Genomic DNA, 17,932 nt, shown 5'->3' with positions numbered 1-17,932 from the left:
GGCAGCAGCGGCCGCTGATCGTCGATTTCGGCGCGTCGTGGTGCGCGGCATGCGGGGAGCTTGACCGCCACACCTTCACCGATCCGCGGGTCGTGCGCGAAGGCCGGCGCTTTGTGGCGGTGAAAGTCGACCTCAGTCCGGGAAAGGATACCGACGCCAAGCGGGCGCTGCTCGCCTCGTACAACCAGCGCGGCCTGCCCCTCGTGGTCCTGCATGACCGGAGCGGGCGTGAAGCCGCGCGCGTGACGAGCTTCATTGAACCCGACGAGATGGTCGCGCTGCTGCGGCGAGTGCAATAGACACCAGCCTATAGCGTTCCGTGCCAGCACAGCTCGGCAGCTCGCGGCCTGATTCGCAGCAGCCATCGTGACGTGGCCCAACCCGATGCGGCCCGATCCTGCGTGCGCTGCGAGCCGCGCGCCGCGTACACGACGGGTACCGCCAACAGAGGCACTGCTTGCAGCAGCAGCTGGCTGCCCAGGTGGGTGTTGAGCTCCGCTCGCCTGCAGCGGCCCGCCGGATCGGCGCCACAGCGCGACTCCTGGATCGCCAAAAGGGCGCCCGCCACACCGACCCCCAGCCCCGCAGCCCCGCTGAGCCAGCTCCACCACGCTTGATCGGCGCGCTCGGGAAGCCAAAACGGCAGCGAGCCGGTAAGCAGCGCAGCAGCGGAGGCGGTGACCAGCCTCGGCGTGTGTTCGCTCGCTGCCAGGGCCTTGAGCTGGGTCTCGTGGGGTTTGCCGTTTTGTACCGCCACGGCGTAGTCGTCGTGCAGCCCCTGCAGGCGCACGTGAAGCCCCCAGCCGAGGCCGCTCGCGAGCAGGCCCGCACCAGCGAGTGCCCAACCTGCGACCCGGGCGATCGGCAGGGGACGATCGGCCCTGGCTCGTGCGGCTGCCGGCGCGGGTCCAGGCTCGCGGGGCCGCTCGCCGGTTTCGCGGCCCGGTGAAACCACAGGACGCTTCGCCGGCGGCTGCGCCGGCGACGGTTGTGAGAGCTGCAGTGCGTCTACCAGGCGCTCGAGGCGTGCCCGGGCAGGTCGCTCGTTGCGGGTCAGCTCGAGGCGCAACGCGGCAAGCTGTCGCCCATCGCCCACGCGGTAACGATCCAGGTGTATGACCGTCGCGCTGCGTGCCGGCATGGAGTGGACCAGCACCACGTCGCTCGCCCCCACGATGCGTGCCGTTTCCAGGGCGTCCGATCGTTGCCGGGCTCGAGCGTTGGCGCGCGTTGCGTAGCGCAAGAACAAGTCTTGCTCGGTCTGGATCACGCGGTCGAATCCCTGCCTGACCCGCAGTGCTTCCCGGGCGTTCGAGATGGCTACCCGGTGTACGCGCCCGCGCGCGGCCGGGTCGCATTCCACTTGCACCAGGTAGTCGCCCGGAACGAGCTCGGTAAGCTCGAGCGGTGAAGCTCCAACCGGCCGTCCGTTCAGGAATACTGCGCACTGCGCGGGCTCGCTCTGTATGCGCAGCGACCCGAGCCCCCGGGCGCGCAGGCGGGCTTCGGCCTCGGCGAGGACACCGAAGACGGGAGCCGGATGGATGTTGGCGTCCGGCTCCAGGTCGGGCACCAGGCGCTGGCAGCTCAGCGCCTGCGCCAAAGCGCGCTCACGCTTGTGCTGCTGAATGCTGGCGCGCACCTGGTACAGGCAGAGATCGAGCAAATGGCGCGCCGCGCGATCGTCGCGGTTCAGGGAATCCAGGGTTTTTCGGGCCTGACGCACGGCTTGCTCTGCCTTGCGGCTGGCCTCGCTGTTGAGGCCGGCCGCCACGTAGTACAGGACATCGCGCGCTTGGCCCGCCAGCCGCTCGATGTCTGCCCGGTCGCTGCGCGTGGGCGAGGACGAACCGTGCTGGCGAAAGCGTTTCAGCGCTTCGTCCGGGCCGAGCCCGAGCGCATGCGCCGAGAGCTTCGCCGTAGTGCTCGTGCTGGCCGCGGAGCCCGCAGGACTCGGCCGGCGGGCGGAAGCAGCTCGGGTGCTGCGACGGTAGAGCACTTCAGCGAGCTCCCTGGCGATCTGCCGCGGCCGCTGCTTCTGGCCGCCTACCAGCGCGGATACGACGAGCCAGCGTCCGGTCGACCGCTCACGTTGGGCGCTGGCCGGCCTCGAATAAGCCACGCTGCCCAAGATGAACCATGGGAGCGTCAGGCGGGTGAGGGCGAGGATGCAACGTGGGCCCGGCGGCCCGGATGAGGGTTGGGGCATAACGTCGTCAGGGCTGGCCGGACCGACCAGCCGCGAGTTTCCAACTCTTACTCCGCTGCTGGTGAAGGACAAGCCCCGTGCTCGATGCCGGCTTGCGCAGGCAGCATCGGCATACCATCCCTGTATCCGTGATCACGCGCACCAAGGCGTCGGGTCAAAATAACATCGCCACTTCGATTTCGATCCATCCCGTCCAGCGGCGTTGCACCGCCTCCGAATACAGGGAGTATTCGCGCGACAGCGCGCCTTGCTGGCCGGGCGCCTCAAAGCCGACCTGGAGATGTTATTTTGACCCGACGCCCAAAACGGGCGAGCGCTCGAGCGCCGGCCGATGGGCGTTGTAGGAGGCAAGAGCATGGGCGAACCAAGCGCTTGGACGCGCTGCAGCGGCTGCAAGAAGGACATCCCTTTTGAGAGCATGTACTACGTGTGCAGCGTGTCGACCTGCACGCGCAAGCGCACGGGGTTCGTGTTCTGTTCGGTGACCTGCTTCAACGCGCATTTGCCCATGATGCGGCATCGTGAAGCGTGGGCGGTGGAGCAGCGGTCACCGGCGCGCAGTCAGTGGCAACGCGAGCAAGCCGAGCAGCGCGAACGCACAAGCGAGCGCGAGAGCCGCGCCACCCGCACCCGCGAACGAGCTCGGATGGTGGAGTCGAGCAGCGATGCCGAAGCGCCGCAGGACATCCTGGTGGTCGCTTCCAAGCTCAGGCGTTTCGTACGCGCGGTCTCCGGCATGAACATGTCGGATCGCACGCTGGAAGTGCTCAGCGAGCACCTGCGGCTGCTGTCGCGGCAGGCCATTCGCAGCGCAGCGACGGACGGGCGCAAGACCGTGCTCGAAAGGGATGTGCCGAAACCGGAGCCCCGGGAGTCGCCTTAGGGCCCTTGGCTTCATCGCTCCCGCAGAGACCGTGATGGTCTGCGATACGGATGAGCAGCGACAGATCCAGCACCGCGCTCGCCGCGTGGAGCTTTTGCCAGGCCGCTACGACGCCTTTGCGCTGGTGCGAGCCTGGTCCGACCAGGAGTACGTCGTGCTGCTCGACAGCGCCGGCAGCCCGTCGCGCGATCAGCGCCTCGCCGCATCCTGTGAGGCCCGTGCCGAGCCCGCTCGTTGGTCCATACTGGCAGCCGACCCGTTCGCGGTCTTCCGATCCCGGGGCCCGGCGTGTTTCGCCGGTCCTGTGGGCCGCGAGCGACGGCTTGAACGACCACCGCTGCGAGAGCTCGCCTCGCTCCTGGAGCGCTACCGGATTCCGGTAGCCGAAGAAAAGCAGCATGCCGCCGTCAACGCTCTTCCTTTCACGGGGGGTGCCATGGGCTACCTGGGCTACGAGCTCTTGCACCAGATCGAGCGGATCTCCCATCCCGAACGCGATCGCGGACCCGCCTCGCTGCCGGACTGCTACCTGCTGTTCTTCGACACGGTCGCGATCTGCAACATCGCGAGCGGCGAGCTCTACGTGGCGGCCAACGGCTTCGGAGCATCGCAGGTTTCGGCGCGCCGAAGCGCAGACGAACGCTTCGTCGAGGTCGCGTCGCGACTGCGACCGCACCAGGGCCGCGGCACGCGGACGCCCCCCCCGGAGCGCCGCAAGCGAGCGCGACTGCGCCAGGGCGATCTGATCTCGCGCGGGATCGAGCCGGTGATCTGCCGAGCCGACTACCTGCGGCTGATCGAGACCACCCAAGAGCACATTCGCGAGGGCGACGTCTTCGAGGTGTGCCTGTGCAACCGTTTCGATACCGAGTTCGCAGGCAGCGGCTTCGAGCTGTATGCCGCCCTGCGCCAGGTCAATCCCGCCCCTTTCGCAGCCTATCTGCAGCTACCCGAGGTGCAGGTGTTGTCGTCCTCGCCCGAGCGCTTCCTCAGGCTCGATCGCGAACGCCGGGTCGAGACGCGGCCGATCAAGGGGACACGACCCCGCGGCCACACGCTCGAGCAAGACAGGGCGCATGCGCGCGATCTCTTCGAGAGCGAGAAGGACCGGGCCGAGAACATCATGATCGTCGACCTGGCACGAAACGACCTCGGCCGGGTATGCCAGTTTGGCAGCGTCGGGGTTTCCGAGCTGCAGGCGATCGAATCGTTCGAGTTCACTCACCAGATGGTGTCAACCGTACAGGGATTGCTTCGCCCAAGCTGCGACCCGATCGATCTGCTCCGGGCGACGTTCCCGGGAGGGTCGATGACGGGCGCTCCCAAGATCGCGGCCATGAAGATCATCGAGCACCTCGAACCGGTAACACGAGGCGTGTTTGCGGGATCGATCGGCTACTTCGATTTCGATGGAGCGCTCGATCTGAGCATCGTGATCAGGACCTTTATCAAGCAGGGGGACTCGCTGAGCTTCCACGTGGGCGGAGCCATCGTCGCCGACTCGGACGCTTCTGAGGAACATCAGGAAACACTGGACAAGGCCTCGGGCCTGGTCGCGGCGCTGGACCGCTACCAGAGCGCGCAACAGCGGGGGCGATGAAGGCTGCGAGCTCCATGCGAATCGTCATCATCGACAACTACGACTCGTTCGCCTACAACCTCTACCAGCAGGTCGGTGAGATACTGAGCGTCGAAGCCACGGTCTTTCGCAACGATCGGATCACCGTCGCACAGATCGCTGAGCTAGCCCCGACACACCTGATCCTGTCGCCGGGTCCGGGCAACCCAGAACAGCCGCCGGCGCTGGGGGTGTGCCGCCATCTGATCGCCGAGCTAGCCCGCATCGCTCAGCGGTCGCAGGCGCCTCGACCGATCGAGCCCGAAGCTCGTGACCGATGCGGGCTGACACCTCGGCTGCCGGTCCTTGGGGTGTGCCTGGGACACCAGGGCATCGGCCACGTCTTTGGGGCAAGGATCGTGCGCGCACCGGCTCCTACGCACGGCAAGGCGGGATGGATCCGGCACGACGGGTGCGGCGTTTTTCGGGGACTACCGAACCCGGTGCGCGCGATGCGATACCACTCGCTCACGCTCGACCCCGAGAGCATTCCGGAGACCTTGCGCGTCACGGCCTGGAGCGAGGACGGGCTCGTGATGGGCGTATCGCATCGCGAGCTGCCCCTGTGGGGCGTGCAGTTTCACCCCGAGTCCATCGGTACACCGCAGGGCAACGCGATGCTGCGCAATTTCCTGCTGCCGGGAGCAGCCGGTTTCTTGCCGTCGCGCGGCCCCGCTGCTACCTCGGGAGTTGGCGAGGCGTCTCCCATGCTCCCGGATGCTCGCACGACGACGAGGAGTCTACGATGACAAGGAACCGATGCGGCTTGCGGCTGGCCCTGGCGTTGGGGCTTGGACTCGCAGCCGTTGCCTGCGAGGAGACCAAGAGCCCCCAGCAGCTGCAACGCGAACGCGCTCGCGTAGCGCTCGAGGAACTGGGCGACACTGCCAAGCGGGCGGCCGGCGAGGTGGGCCAGCTCGTCAAGACCGAGACGCAGGGGGTGCGTCAAGACGTGGCCGAGGCGGCAAGCCAGGCCCGCGGCAAGCTCGCCCGTGCCGCGGGTGGTGCCAAGCAAGCCACCAAACAGCTCAAGAAAGAACTGGGAGAAGCTGCCGCACACGTGGAAGGTCTAACGCGTCGCTTCAAGAAGGCTACCGGTCGCGACGGCGACGAAGACGGTGACAAGCCGCAAGCCAAGAATTAGGGGCCTTGCAGCCCAAAGTGCGCTAATGCTTTGAGTGGAAGGCAGGAGCCGGGGGGCCAGACGGCAGTTGCAGCTTTACGGCAACACAACAGGACTAGGCTCGGCTGAACGCAGAGCACTCGAGCGCCTTTATCGCAGGCGCGTGCCCTTCGACGTGCTGGCCACTCCAGAGCTGTGTCGCGCACTGGCGGCCGTCTCGCATACTACAGGTCGTCAGGTGGGCGCCCTGGTGCATCGCTCGGGGCATGTGGAGTACGTGGTCGTCGGTGACTCGACCAAGCTCATGCTCCCCGACATCGGCCGCTTGCGCGGTGGCTCGGGACGCTTCAGGGGGTTACGGCTGCTGCACACGCACGTGCGCAGCGAGCCGCTCAGCCGCGACGATCTCGTCGACTTGACGCGCCTGCGGCTCGATCTCGTGGCGGCGCTGTGTCTGAACGCGGAGGGTCACCCCCAGACGTTCCACTACGCCCACTGCATCCCGCTCGATCAAAAGGCCGGCCTGGATGACGCTGCGGTCGCAGAACCCTTTCGTGTCTACGGCCCGATTCCCTACGGCCAGCTGCGGTGCAACCCAAGACAGCTTCTGGCCGGCCTCGAAGAAGAGTTCGCGCGCGCTTCGCGGCTGCGACCCGCCAGGGCAAAGGATGGTCGAGCGATCCTGGTGCACCTCAGCTCCCGGCACTCCACGGGATCGCCGAGCGACTCGTTGCGGGAGCTCGCGGACTTGGCGCGCACGGCGGGCCTCGAGGTTGCCGACAGCGTCGTTCAGACCCGGGATCGGATCGACTCCAAGTACGTGCTGGGACGGGGCAAGCTGGAACAGGTCGTGCTGCGCGCCATGCAGCTCGACGTCGAGGTGCTGCTCTTCGATGGCCAGCTCAGCCCGGCTCAATGCTCGGCGATCGGCCGCCTGACCGACCTGAAGATCATCGACCGCACGCAGCTCATCCTCGACATCTTCGCGCAGCACGCTCAAAGCCGCGACGGAAAACTGCAAGTCGAGCTCGCGCAGATGCGCTACCTGTTGCCGCGCCTGGGAAGCCGGGACGATTCGCTTTCCAGGCTGACGGGTGGAATCGGGGGGCGGGGACCGGGCGAGACCAAGCTGGAGATCGGCCGGCGCAGAGCTCGCGAGCGCATCGCACGACTCGAGGCGAGGTTGGCCCAGCTGGGAAGGCAACGTCGCCAGCGCAGGCGGCGTCGCACCCGCGCCGGCGTGCCCGTCGTCGCGGTGATCGGGTACACGAACGCCGGCAAGAGCACGCTGGTCAACGCACTCGCTCGTAGCGACCTTTTGACCGCGGACAAGCTCTTTGCCACGCTCGACCCGCGATCGCGTCGGGTGCACTTCTCGCAGGACAGGTATGCGATCGTGAGCGACACCGTGGGTTTCATCCGCGACCTTCCGAGCGATCTCGTCACTGCCTTCCGTGCGACTTTCGAGGAGCTTGTGGACGCCGACTTGCTTCTGCACGTACTCGACGTGTCCGACCCGGGACTGCAACAGCACCTGGCCACCACGGATGCGCTGCTCAGGCGCCTCGAGCTCGACCAGATTCCACGCATGCTCGTGCTCAACAAGAGCGACAAGCTCGGCACGGCCGACGCCCCGATGGTCGGCCGCGGAGCCGGGGCGCTGGCCGTGAGCGCGCATGAGCCTGATTCCCTCGGCCCTCTGCGGTCCGAGCTCGAGCGCCGGCTGTTCGCCGGCGGCCCGCCGCCGCTGCAAGCAAAGAAGGCGACTCCCGCCGTGGCACAGGCTAGCGCGCCACGGGCTTGATGCCCACCCTCCCCTCGCGCACGACGATCTTGAACCCGATGCGCTTGCCGGGGTTCTTCTCGCGCAACCTGGGCACCAGGGCCTGAAGCTTGCTGGCCAGAGCTTGGTAGCGCACGTTGTCGACGGCTTCGCCGTTGGCTCTCCGCGCGCGCACATAGTGATCGTAGATGTGCCTGAGCTGCTTGTCCGAGAGCGTGCCGGGTGAAGCCGGTCTCGAAGCAGCGCTCGCCGGAGGTCGGGAGGAGGCCGGCTTGGCCGCTGCGGTTCGCCGGCGCCGGGCGCGCAGCTGGTCGCGCCGGTAGCTGCCCTCCTCGATCTGGCGCGCCACCCGTCGCCAGTACACGGAATAGCTCGTGTAGCGCTGCGCGAGCTGCTGAAACCGAAAGCGCAAGGCCGTGTTACGCGGAGCCGCCCGCCGCAGCCGCGCCAGTTTGCGGTCCACGTCCTTGCGAGGCACCATCGGCTCGATGCGTTCCACCCCCTGAAACCACTGTTCGTACAGGGCCCGCAGGCGGTCCAGGGCCTTTTCCGCCTCGGCCAGCAGAAGCTCGAACTCCGGGCTGGTGGTCATGGTCTGTGGATCACCGGCGCTCGTCCCTCAACGCAACCAAGCTGAATACGTCGGTGTCCGGTCGCCCTGTACGGATGCGTGCGTGTGCGCTACGCGCGCACGTGTGCTTTCACAGACGTTCACGGCAGCGGTTCGATGCGCAGGTTGTCGAACCACAGCTCGGATTCCCAGTTGTTGAAAGCAAAATGGTCGTGTCCCGGGCCTCGCAGCGGCTTCGGATCGTCGAGCTTGACGAGCTCCTGTCCATCGACCCAGGCGGTGACCAGCGAGCCCCTGCGCTCGACGCGCATCCGGTAGGTGTGGCCGACCTGCACCTTGCGTGGCGGACCGACCGCACGATCACCGGCGTGCTCGTCCATGCGAGCCAGTACGTTGGTCGAGTTTTGCCAGCCGCCGAAGATCACCACGTAGCTGGTCGCGGTGTAGCTGTTCTTCTGGGCCCTGGAACGGCCGTCCCCGAAGATCTCGACCTTGATATCCCCTTGCGGGGAATCGCTGCGGACGTCGAACTCCACCCGAACGTTGTCGGGCAGCGTGCGCCGCAGCCACAGCGGGCGGTTGCGCGCACCCTGCACGTGGAGCTTGCCGTCACGGATCCGGTAAGGACCCCCCGTGTTGTTGTAGAGCGGGCCCAGCTCACTGCGCTCGAAGTCGTCCTCGAATCCGTCCGCGCCAATAACCGGATCGCCTTGTGGGGTGCAGGCGCACAGCGCAAGGCCGGCCGTCATCAAGAGCACGAAAGCGCACATGGGCCTGCAGCTCGTTGCATGTGCGTACATCGAGGCGACCATAACCAAAGGGGCCGCCTCGATCCACCGTAACCGGCCCCGGAGCAGCGACCGCTCGAGGATCGAGCGCTCGATCAACAAGTGCCCGGCCCGAAGCTCCGGACCGAGCATGGCGCAGCGCCGCGGAGTCGGATGGCGTGTTGGCGAACCGAGGAAACGCGGCGAGGGCGGCTGGAATTGGCAGGGTCGAGCGCGAGCCGGCGCGGCAGACGGCTTCGCGCCGCAAGCCAGGCGACGGGAGCGGGTTTTGGACCGGGCACCATAACAAGGCTGGTGCCAGCTAGCGTGGAGTGGGTTATCCTGCTGTATATCGTGACCCACGGGGAACCCGACTCCGCCGCAGCACGAGACAAGCAAACGGGAGCCGCCATAGCGCACGCGGTACGTGAAGCGCTTTCGAGCGTGCTCGCCGGTGAGAACACGGAGCTGGTGTTGGCATACGCGCTGCGCCTGGCTCGGATCCCGCGCCTTCCGAGCGACGGCGCCCAGCTGCACGGCTTCGTAACGGGGCCCCTGCATGAGGCCATCGAGGCGCTGGTGGGTGCCGCCGAGGCGACCCAGGTGGTCGGCGAGCTGCGGGCCGTGTTCGGCCTGAGCAGCGGACGAGCCAGTGCGCTCGAGGTGCTCAGCGAACCTCCGTCCGAGCCGCGCTCCATCACGCTGCAGCCACCTTCGACCGGCGACGACGATACGCAGAACATGGACTCCGGTGACGACTCCGACGTCGACACGGCCATGATCCCCAACCTCAACAACCTGCGCGTGGTCCTGTTCTCGAGCGACGATCAGGCGCGGCGCCGACTGAGCGAATGGCTGCCCCCGATCGCGCGTGTGGTTGCCGTACAGCAATGGCGCGCCCTGGTCGACGCGCTGCACGCCACAAGCCCGGCAGGTGCGCTGCTGGTGCTCGACTGCAGGAATCTCGATCAAGGCGCCACCCTGCTCGCAACGATCGCACCCGATCTGCGTCCCGGCGCGCCCGTCGTGCTGTGGGGCAGCCCGAGCCAGACTCAGAGGCAGCTCGACTACGTTCAGCAGCCGCGTTCGGAGTGGATCCGCTGCGAATCCGAAGCCGAGCCCGAAGACCTGGCCGCCCTCATCCAAAGCGCCATGGCCCGCAAGGGCTAGTTTTGGAGTGAACAGCGAAGCGCGCGGCCCTCGCCGGTCAGGTGCGCAATGGCTGGGATGGGCTCTCACGAGCGCGGCAGGACCTCGGCGCCGGTAAGCCCCAGGTGATGATCGGTGGCCCATACGCGCTTGATCTTGTGGCGCGTCATGAGCGTCAGGCTCGAGGCATCCACGTAGGTCAGCTTGGTGCCACGCAGGCGATCGAGGACGCCGCACACGAGCTCGTGGTGTTTGGCATCGGCATCAAAGACCTCGAGTCCGCTCAGACTGTCCAGAAAAAACCGAAACGAGCGTGCCGCCTCCTCACCGTACCTGTGAAGAAACCACGAATAGGCTTCCGATCGAACAAGCATCGAGGTGTACCAGCGCGGCCGGGGGCCGTTGAACAAGGCGCTGGCTTGCGTGTGGTGCCGATCCTTGCGATTCAGAAACGCGATGAAGATCCCTGTGTCGAGAAAAACTTTTGAAGTGCTCATGGTGTTTCGCGGCCATACACCCCGTCATCCACGCTCGCGCTGTCGCTCTCGCCCCCCTCCATGATGCCCGCGTAGGACATCCAGGGCTTATCGCTAGGTTGCCGGGCCACAAGCTCGTGGAGACCGCGCCGACACAGCTCCGCCAAGGAGATACCTTGCCGTCTTGCCAGCATCTTGGCCTGCCGATACAGCTCTTCGTCCACGGAAATCTGCGTACGGATCATGTTATCATGATACGTTGTCATGATAACAAGAGCAACCCAATACGCTGGGCGTTCGAAAGCTTGGGGCACGTCTGGCGCCCGCGCGGAGGCTCCTGACCGTCATGCTCCGGGCTCGACCTCGAGTTCGTCGAGAAGCGCCAGATCGAGTTGGTCTTTGGGGCGATTGGCCGCGCGTTTGGTTGCACATATTTGTGCCAAGCCGAGGAATCCGACTTCGATACCTTCCAGCGTAACCGACACGCGGCCGGACCATGCTTCCTCGAACGATATGCCGGCGATACTGCTCAAGATGTCGATACGGACGGGCTCGCGACCCAAAATAGCCATACGTTCGAGGTGCTTGAAGTGTTCCTTGGCAGCCTTGGCGTATTCAGGGAAGCCGAAGCCTGCAAGTGCCAGGCCTGGACGCGATGCGTTGGACGCCGTCGGCTGCACTAGGATGTTGATGTCCCGCGTCGCGCGGCGCCTACCCAGCACTGCCATCGCGCGAGCGCCGACCACCAGGGAGCGTACGCCACGGGACGTCAGACAGGACAAGAATTCTTCGAAGTCGGGATGCAGCCGAGGCTCCGACATAGTGCATCCTCCGCAGCCGCTCGAGCGCTGCCAGGCGCTCGCATGCGGTAGAGTCCTGTGCGGCCTGTCGGACAAACCGCGCGTTGTCGCTCAGGACGCCGAGCTGGAATAACCAGCGTTCACGCATGGCTAGAGCATGACGCAGACGCTTGACGGCCGCCAGAGGAACCGTTCGGTGCGTGCTCGTCGAAACCAGACTGACCGGCGTCGATCACGCGAGAACTGGTGCCGCTTTGCACCCAGCTCCGACGAGTCTACCGTCAGAGCCATGTCTCTGCCTGTGCTTGTGAGTCATCGGGTGGGGTCTGGGACGAGTATCTTGTGGGCCCCGGACGGTCATGCCGGGATTCGTCGACCCCGCTCCCCTGGCAAGGCGCAGCCATTTCTGTCAGTGGGGGTGCATCTGGCAGTGGTGTGGGAAGTGAAGCCATGGCTGGCCGTGATTCCAGAATGTGGAGTTTCCACTCTGGAGTTTCCGTTCTATTGAAACCAAATACTATCTTCCTTGGCCGCAGGGCCAGGCGGCCCCGACGTCCCCGGCACGGTTCCAAGTTCTCCCCAGCGGCCACCGTAGTCAATCCAGTCCATCGAGAAGAAGGGATGGTTGCGCTCACCCATATTGAGCGTGCCACCACCTTGCCAGCCGGCGTTGGAGCCCTTGCCGTCGGCCCACGTCCACCATTGCTCCGCAGCATGAGAACTGCAGCCGCGGCCCCAGGGGAACTCCGCCGAGTCGCAGGAAGACTTGTTGGGGTAGTTGGCGTGAGAGCCAGATGCGGTGAAAACTCTGGGATGGTAAGTGTCAACCCACTGCACCTGGCTCGGCTGCACAACCGTATAGGTGGTGTGGTGCCAGTATACGAGTTGTGTCGCATAGGGGTACGCTTCATTCGAGACATTCACAACAACGTTGATGTGTTCCCAGTCGCCTTCGTGGTTGTTAAACTGGTCGTTGTATGGCCAGAAGAACCAATACTGAATCGTGACCTGTTCCACGCCCGAAATATACACGTGAGCGTAGACGATCCACTCCAACGGAGAGCCGAAACCAGGACCGGCGTGGTCCGAATCGTTCTTCATTTGCAGAAAGTAGTGGTCGTGCTCGAAAGAGTTAAAAACGTTGGAATGGTACCAGGTTCCCTTATGCTTGCAACGGTACCAATGGTAGCTGTAAGCTTGATGGGACCAGGTGGTAATATCACTCCAGGTCGGGTAATCATCGACGTTGTGGTCGACAAAGCAAAGGCCCTCGTGATGAATTCGCAGTCTGCTCCGGTCCATAAACCAGTTGACGTTCGCAGGACTGATCTACTCGTAACCAGTATTGATGTAGACGACCGGCGCGAATAAGTTCTGGAGATAGATTTCGTAGGTATCATCGATATTGTCATTATCGTTGTCGACCCACGCCTGCGCGTCAGCTGCAGCCAGGAGTCCGAGTGTTAGCGTTAGCAGAGTAACTCGCTTCATTGATTGCTCCTTGTAGCTCAGCCTGCTCCTAATTGGGGAGAGTCAAGAGTCGACCGCGACTCTTGACGACCAACTCGATCGCTCGAGATGGCCGTACGCTGCCTGACTGCCTGGTTCTTGACGTGACCCGTGGGGCCAATTGGTGTCGCTCGCTAGGTTGTCGACTTTATTTACACTAGAGTGTAGCATAGCATGGCTATAGCTAGCTGGACAACCCGGCCGGGTAATGGCACGACATCACGCCGGGGCTCTCGTGGGCGCGTGCTGACAGTCACGTCTGGGGATGTGCCTGCAACCGTGAGCCGGCTCGCCGCCCGCTGTCGCGCGACACCATGAGCAATGATCTCGAGCTGCTGGTCGATTCGGGAGCCTTCTGGGATCGCCTGCGCCGGGATATCGGGCAAGCCCGGCACCGAGTCTACGTTCAAGCCATGACGTTCGAAGCAGACCGCACGGGCAACGCGGTCGCACGCCACCTGAGCGCATCGGGCGCAGCCGATAAGCGACTGCTCATCGATGAGTATTCGCGCCACATCGTGAGCGACAAGTTGGCGCGCGCGCCGAGATACCGTGGGGACCACGATCTGCAGCGCGAGCTCAGGGACACGAGACGCCTTGACGAGGCTCTGCGGCAGCACGATGTCCGGGTGCGCTTCGTGAACCCGGTCGGGCCCTTGCTGGTCCGCTTCCCGTTCCGAAACCACAAGAAGCTGATTATCGTAGACGACGACGTGGCCTACTTCGGCGGCATCAACTTCAGTGACCACAACTTTGCGTGGCACGATCTCATGTACCGCAGCAGCCGGCCGGAGCTCGTGGCGTTCTTGCGCGACGATGTGCTCGCAACCTGGCAGGGCAACAACCAGCGTGCGTCGGCGGCCTGGCCAGGTATTCGACTGCACATCCTGGACGGGCAGGATAATCCGAAAGTGTTCGAGCCAATCCTGGCAGCCATGGCGTCTGCTCGTCGTCGCGTGTTCGTGGAATGCCCCTACCTCACGTTCCCCTTCATCGATGCGCTGCGCGAGGCCAAAGCGCGCGGCGCGGAGGTGACCGTCGTGACGTCGGCGGTCAACAACTGGGCCCATTATCGTGACTACATGCCGTGGGAGCTAGCGCGCTCCGGTGTCGAGGTGCGTTATCTCCGCGACCGCTTCACGCACCTCAAGACGATCCTGATCGACGATACGAAGTTGTATGTAGGTTCCGCAAACTACGACATCTTCAGCTACTGGGCACAGCAGGAGCTGATTGCCGAGATCGACGACGCCGATGCAATCAACGAATTCCGAGCCCTCGTCGTGCAAAAGGACCTGGACGATTCACATGCCGCTACCGACGGCGTGCGACCGGTCTTGGGACGCTTGCGCCGCGCGGAGCTGCGCTTGCTGGGCCGTGCTATGAGAGTACTGCGCCACTTGTAGCCTCACAAGCAATGGACAAGCAATGGACACGGCCTCACTCATCGAAAGCTTTGGGCTGGTTGCCGGTACGCTGCTCGTGTGCCTGGTTTCGGGGTTCGTGCCCGTGGTCAATGCCGAGCTCTTTCTGATTGCAGTCTCCGCGTACGCGGAGCCCACGATGCTGGCCCCCGTTCTCTTGAGCGCGACGCTGGGACAGATGCTGGCCAAGTCCACCATGTATCTCGGCGGGCTGGGTGTGGTGGAATTGCCCAAAGGCAAGTTTGCCGAGCGGGTGCGGAGGCTGCGGACACGAATGGAATCATGGCAGGGGGCACCCATCGGGCTCGTTTTCGTCAGCGCCTCCACAGGTCTGCCGCCCTTCTACGTGGTCAGTGTCATGGCCGGCGGACTGGGCGTCGGCTTCGCCCGCTTTTTTGCGCTCGGCTTCGCGGGCAGACTGCTGCGCTTCGGCATCTTCCTCGCGTTTCCACAACTGCTGAAGAGCCTCGCGTGATCGCGCCGGCTCTAGCTTCCCTCAGGAGCTTCTACCACCCGTCAACACAATGGCGCCCAGGTAGCTGACCCACGCCAGTGCTGCGACCGACGCTCCGCCGGCGCCTACGACTGTGCTCCAGGCCTGACTCTCGATGGTCCAATAGGGCGTCAAGAGGGTTTCCGAGTCGTTGGTGACCAAGTGGACGCGGAACGCTTGCAGGCCAGCGCCCACAGAAAACACCTCTGCGATGTTCACGGCGACCTTGGCGTCGATGCCGGGATAGGACAGCCGCTGTTCTGTGCGATCGAGCCCACCGAAATGGTACAAGCGGGCTCGGGTCCCTCCGACGATAGCTGCGGCGCTCAGGTCCAGGGCCAGTTGCTCGAGATACCAGGCCGCTCCCAACCAGGGTCGATAGCGCACGCGGCCGCCCAACCTGAGGTCGGTTCGGTAGCCAGCATCTCGGACCCAGTCGACTCCAAGCAGCCCGCCGATGGCGAAACGCGAGTTGAGTCTATGGAAAATGCCCAAATCGATGTGGAGCATGGGCTGCGTCGACCCCAGCAGGTCAAGCTCGTCGATCTGCTTGCCAGCACCTGCCTCCACGATGAGAAAGTTGATGCACTCCGGATCCACACCAGCGCGAAAACACCAATCGGTTTCGTGCTCGTGCAGGTTCTTCACGTCGCTGATCGCCGTGGGCAATGCGCCTGATTCGGATTCTGATGCTGACCGGAAATACAGGGAGCGCGCATCGACGCCATCGAACTCCCCCTGCCTCACCTCACCGTTGTCCAAATGCAGATGCAACCGGCGACCCTGCGGCACCTGCCTCCACACGCTGAACAGGCTTCCAATCCCAGCCCCGACAATGGCACCAGCCAGGCCACCGGCCAGGGCCAGTGATCCCGCGAACAAGGCAGGGTCCGATGGCCTATCCAGCCAGCCCCGCTGCCAGCCGGTGCTCCAGGCTAGAACGCCGACGGTGCCAAAGATGGTCGCGCCGAACACCGCTCCGTCGAGCACGCCTTGCTTCCAGGACGGACCGCGCATCCACAAGGTCCCCCGGGCGGCCTCAGCCAGGAAATCGTCGCCATGACGTGGATCAAAGAAAAGCGCGCCCGACGGGCTCAGAACAAACCGACTCGTCTTGTAGGTGTGCTTCTGTATCCCGCTGGCTCCGATTTCGCTTGCGTCGGCCGGTAACGCAAGCGACCCCTGCGGGTAGGACGCCGCTGCAGTGTCGTGAGCGTGCTGCGCCTGCGCCGAGGAGGGCTTCTGTTTCTGTGCCGCGAGAGGCATGGCGACTGCCATCAACACAGCGAAGAAAGGGCTCGATGTCAGGGTCCGTCCAAAAACGAGTGCAACGACTTGACTCCGATCCATCCCGCCCGGCGATGTTGCGCCGCCTGCGAATACGGGGAGTATTGGCGCTGCGGCGCGCCTTGCCGGCGGGGGGCCTCGAAGCCGATCTGGAAAGGTTCCTTGGCTCAATTGCAACCTCCCCCGGCACGCCCTGTAGGCAAGGTGCGTGCCACAGGCCTCGGATCCAGCGTCTGAGAGAACATCCTACGCCTGGCTTCAGGCGCAAACTGTCCGGGGAACGCAAATGCGCTGCGCGCGCCTTGTGGACAACGCTGGCCTCCGACACTACGTGGGTCGTTCGGTCGGCGTATGGGTGTTGCGCCTGGAACACATGCGTGAGCGCTTCGCCACACCGCGAGTACCACTAGCTCGGGTTGAGCGTGTTTTGGGGAACGTCTGCTGGCGCGGCAACGGGCGTATCCGCGGGCATGCAGGCCCCGACCATGGGGCCGACCCGGTAGCAGTGCACCCCTGGCTTCTCGCCCCTCGCTGCAACAGAAGTGCTCGAGTCGAGATCTAGCCTCGAGTCTGGCTCTAGCCGGTGAGCGCATGGGCTATCGCCAGCAGGACGCCGGCTATCAATCCTGCCAGGACATCATCGGCCATGATGCCTGGGCCTCCGTGCCAGCGCTTGTCGACGTAGCCGATCGGCCCTGGTTTCCAGATATCGAAAAGCCGAAACAAGCCGTACCCGGCGGCCAGCCACACCCACTCGACCGGGATCCAGCACAACGTGATCAAACAGCCGACGAACTCGTCGAGGACCACTTCCTGGGGGTCTTGATGCGTGCTGCTGCCCAAGTACCTGCTCACGGCCCAGGTCGCGAGCGCGGTCAGCAAGACACAGCCCGCGACCCGCCACGGCCACGGCAACGCCCCGAAAACCACACCGAACGGCACGGCAACCAGGGCGCCCCAGCTGCCCGGCGCCACGGGCAATCTCCCTACGCCGCCTAGCGTGGCCAGGCAGCGCGACCAGCGAGGTCCGGGGCGCCCCTGGTCTCCGGGGCCGATACCGACACGGGAGCTCCCGTCGGAAGCGCCCGCTGGCTCGGACTCGGCGAGGTCCCGCGACTTTCGCATCATGAGGGGGCTTGCTCGCTCGCTCTGCGCTAGCGCGTAGCGCTACACCGCGGTGAGGAGCGAGGAGGAAAGCTGGGGCTCGGGCGAAAGGCGCGGGATTGCACAGAATTCAAAGCGATCGGCGCTCTAGGCAGCGTCGCGGCGGGCCCGCTCCCAACGGTAATCCCGGCGCGCACGCCCGGGATCGAGCTTGGCTATCGTGGCTCGGTACTGAACAAACACGAAATCGCGGTGCAGCGGGTAGTTCCAGGTGATGAACACGGCCGAGCGCGCGATGACCCAGGCGATGCGATAATCCATGTTGGGCAGCAGGAGAAAGACGGCCACGCCCCCCGCGTTGAGCAGCGCGCTGCTCACGCTGACAAACGTGTAGCGCGCTCCCTGCGACAGATACGGGCCAGGCGCGCCGAACGCCCACACACGGTTGATCGTGAAATTCACCACGCCACCCACAGCGCAGCCACACAGCGTCGCGGCCTCGGGGCCGAGCCAGGTCGCAGCGACAAGCGAATAGACAACGCCGAAGTCGAACGCGGTGGCTATCCCGGCAGCCGTGATGTTGCGGAACAAGCTGCCCTCACCCAGGGAGAGCAGGCGTGGATCCGAGCCGCGCCGGACAGGCGCGCGCGGGAAGAGCCTGAGCATGCTCAGGCTCTTCCCGCGCGCGCCTGTCCGGCGCGGCTCGGATCCACGCCTGCTCTCCCTGGGTGAGGGC

The 17,932-nt window shown here is 65.0% G+C and carries 20 protein-coding genes; 9 read left to right on the top strand and 11 right to left on the bottom strand.

Translation table 11 applies throughout. From position 1 onward, the window contains the following. Window positions 1-299: thioredoxin fold domain-containing protein (locus MJD61_18015; GenBank protein ID MCG8557160.1), on the top strand; the 299-nt coding region annotated here is incomplete at its 5' end. A gap of 8 nt (window positions 300-307) precedes the next feature. On the opposite strand, the gene MJD61_18010 is transcribed toward MJD61_18015, so the two are convergent. After that, a complete protein-coding gene (locus tag MJD61_18010; protein MCG8557159.1) occupies window positions 308-2,122 on the bottom strand; it encodes a PEGA domain-containing protein in 1,815 nt (604 codons plus the stop codon). Between the two features lie 442 nt (window positions 2,123-2,564). Here MJD61_18010 and MJD61_18005 point away from each other — a divergent pair, with 442 nt between their 5' ends. The 5 genes from MJD61_18005 to hflX all read left to right on the top strand — a co-directional run bounded on the left by MJD61_18005 (window position 2,565) and on the right by hflX (window position 7,637). Next, entirely contained in the window at window positions 2,565-3,092 is a 528-nt protein-coding gene (locus MJD61_18005) for a hypothetical protein (GenBank protein MCG8557158.1), read from the top strand. A gap of 34 nt (window positions 3,093-3,126) precedes the next feature. Further along, window positions 3,127-4,692: an aminodeoxychorismate synthase component I gene (gene pabB, locus MJD61_18000; GenBank protein MCG8557157.1), complete on the top strand. Its 1,566-nt coding sequence runs from the start codon at window positions 3,127-3,129 to the stop codon at window positions 4,690-4,692. After that, window positions 4,689-5,459, top strand: a complete 771-nt coding sequence (locus tag MJD61_17995) for an aminodeoxychorismate/anthranilate synthase component II (GenBank protein ID MCG8557156.1) — start codon at window positions 4,689-4,691, stop codon at window positions 5,457-5,459. Before pabB ends, MJD61_17995 begins: the two co-directional genes overlap by 4 nt. Beyond that, window positions 5,456-5,854 (top strand): hypothetical protein, encoded by a 399-nt coding sequence (locus MJD61_17990; protein MCG8557155.1) that lies wholly within the window; start codon window positions 5,456-5,458, stop codon window positions 5,852-5,854. The genes MJD61_17995 and MJD61_17990 overlap by 4 nt, the downstream gene beginning before the upstream one ends. A 142-nt stretch (window positions 5,855-5,996) precedes the next feature. Further along, on the top strand, window positions 5,997-7,637 hold the full coding sequence (gene hflX, locus MJD61_17985) for a GTPase HflX (GenBank protein MCG8557154.1): 1,641 nt from the start codon (window positions 5,997-5,999) through the stop codon (window positions 7,635-7,637). On the opposite strand, the gene MJD61_17980 is transcribed toward hflX, so the two are convergent. Both MJD61_17980 and MJD61_17975 read right to left on the bottom strand, forming a co-directional pair. Continuing rightward, on the bottom strand, window positions 7,618-8,208 hold the full coding sequence (locus MJD61_17980; protein ID MCG8557153.1) for a hypothetical protein: 591 nt from the start codon (window positions 8,206-8,208) through the stop codon (window positions 7,618-7,620). The two genes, hflX and MJD61_17980, sit on opposite strands and share 20 nt — an antisense overlap. 119 nt (window positions 8,209-8,327) lie before the next feature. Beyond that, window positions 8,328-9,107 carry a DUF1080 domain-containing protein gene (locus MJD61_17975; GenBank protein ID MCG8557152.1) on the bottom strand — a complete coding sequence of 260 codons (780 nt, stop codon included), beginning with the start codon at window positions 9,105-9,107 and terminating at the stop codon, window positions 8,328-8,330. Window positions 9,108-9,281: 174 nt separating this feature from the next. Here MJD61_17975 and MJD61_17970 point away from each other — a divergent pair, with 174 nt between their 5' ends. After that, window positions 9,282-10,124 (top strand): hypothetical protein, encoded by an 843-nt coding sequence (locus tag MJD61_17970; protein MCG8557151.1) that lies wholly within the window; start codon window positions 9,282-9,284, stop codon window positions 10,122-10,124. Between the two features lie 65 nt (window positions 10,125-10,189). Here the strand turns inward: MJD61_17970 and MJD61_17965 are convergent, their stop codons facing one another. The 5 genes from MJD61_17965 to MJD61_17945 all read right to left on the bottom strand — a co-directional run bounded on the left by MJD61_17965 (window position 10,190) and on the right by MJD61_17945 (window position 12,870). Next, the gene (locus MJD61_17965) at window positions 10,190-10,600 is read right to left on the bottom strand and encodes a type II toxin-antitoxin system VapC family toxin (protein ID MCG8557150.1); all 411 of its coding nucleotides are present in this window, start codon (window positions 10,598-10,600) and stop codon (window positions 10,190-10,192) included. Next, window positions 10,597-10,824 (bottom strand): ribbon-helix-helix domain-containing protein, encoded by a 228-nt coding sequence (locus MJD61_17960; GenBank protein ID MCG8557149.1) that lies wholly within the window; start codon window positions 10,822-10,824, stop codon window positions 10,597-10,599. Before MJD61_17960 ends, MJD61_17965 begins: the two co-directional genes overlap by 4 nt. A gap of 99 nt (window positions 10,825-10,923) precedes the next feature. Next, entirely contained in the window at window positions 10,924-11,325 is a 402-nt protein-coding gene (locus tag MJD61_17955) for a hypothetical protein (protein MCG8557148.1), read from the bottom strand. A gap of 555 nt (window positions 11,326-11,880) precedes the next feature. Next, complete coding sequence (locus MJD61_17950; protein ID MCG8557147.1) at window positions 11,881-12,480, bottom strand: hypothetical protein; 600 nt, start codon at window positions 12,478-12,480, stop codon at window positions 11,881-11,883. A gap of 228 nt (window positions 12,481-12,708) precedes the next feature. Continuing rightward, a complete protein-coding gene (locus MJD61_17945) occupies window positions 12,709-12,870 on the bottom strand; it encodes a hypothetical protein (protein ID MCG8557146.1) in 162 nt (53 codons plus the stop codon). Between the two features lie 332 nt (window positions 12,871-13,202). Here MJD61_17945 and MJD61_17940 point away from each other — a divergent pair, with 332 nt between their 5' ends. Continuing rightward, window positions 13,203-14,294, top strand: coding sequence for a phosphatidylserine/phosphatidylglycerophosphate/cardiolipin synthase family protein (locus tag MJD61_17940; GenBank protein ID MCG8557145.1), 1,092 nt, complete (start codon window positions 13,203-13,205; stop codon window positions 14,292-14,294). A 22-nt stretch (window positions 14,295-14,316) separates the two neighbouring features. Beyond that, a complete protein-coding gene (locus MJD61_17935; GenBank protein MCG8557144.1) occupies window positions 14,317-14,787 on the top strand; it encodes a hypothetical protein in 471 nt (156 codons plus the stop codon). A gap of 21 nt (window positions 14,788-14,808) precedes the next feature. On the opposite strand, the gene MJD61_17930 is transcribed toward MJD61_17935, so the two are convergent. The 3 genes from MJD61_17930 to MJD61_17920 form a co-directional block, all read right to left on the bottom strand. Continuing rightward, window positions 14,809-16,086: a hypothetical protein gene (locus MJD61_17930; protein MCG8557143.1), complete on the bottom strand. Its 1,278-nt coding sequence runs from the start codon at window positions 16,084-16,086 to the stop codon at window positions 14,809-14,811. Between the two features lie 582 nt (window positions 16,087-16,668). Further along, complete coding sequence (locus tag MJD61_17925) at window positions 16,669-17,220, bottom strand: phosphatidylglycerophosphatase A (GenBank protein MCG8557142.1); 552 nt, start codon at window positions 17,218-17,220, stop codon at window positions 16,669-16,671. Window positions 17,221-17,343: 123 nt separating this feature from the next. Next, window positions 17,344-17,932, bottom strand: a 589-nt coding sequence (locus tag MJD61_17920) for a GtrA family protein (protein MCG8557141.1), incomplete at its 5' end; no start/stop codon positions are given.

The sequence above is a fragment of the Pseudomonadota bacterium genome, from assembly GCA_022361155.1.
GTDB lineage: Bacteria > Myxococcota_A > Polyangia > Polyangiales > JAKSBK01 > JAKSBK01.
This window is presented reverse-complemented; position numbering and strand designations above follow the sequence as displayed.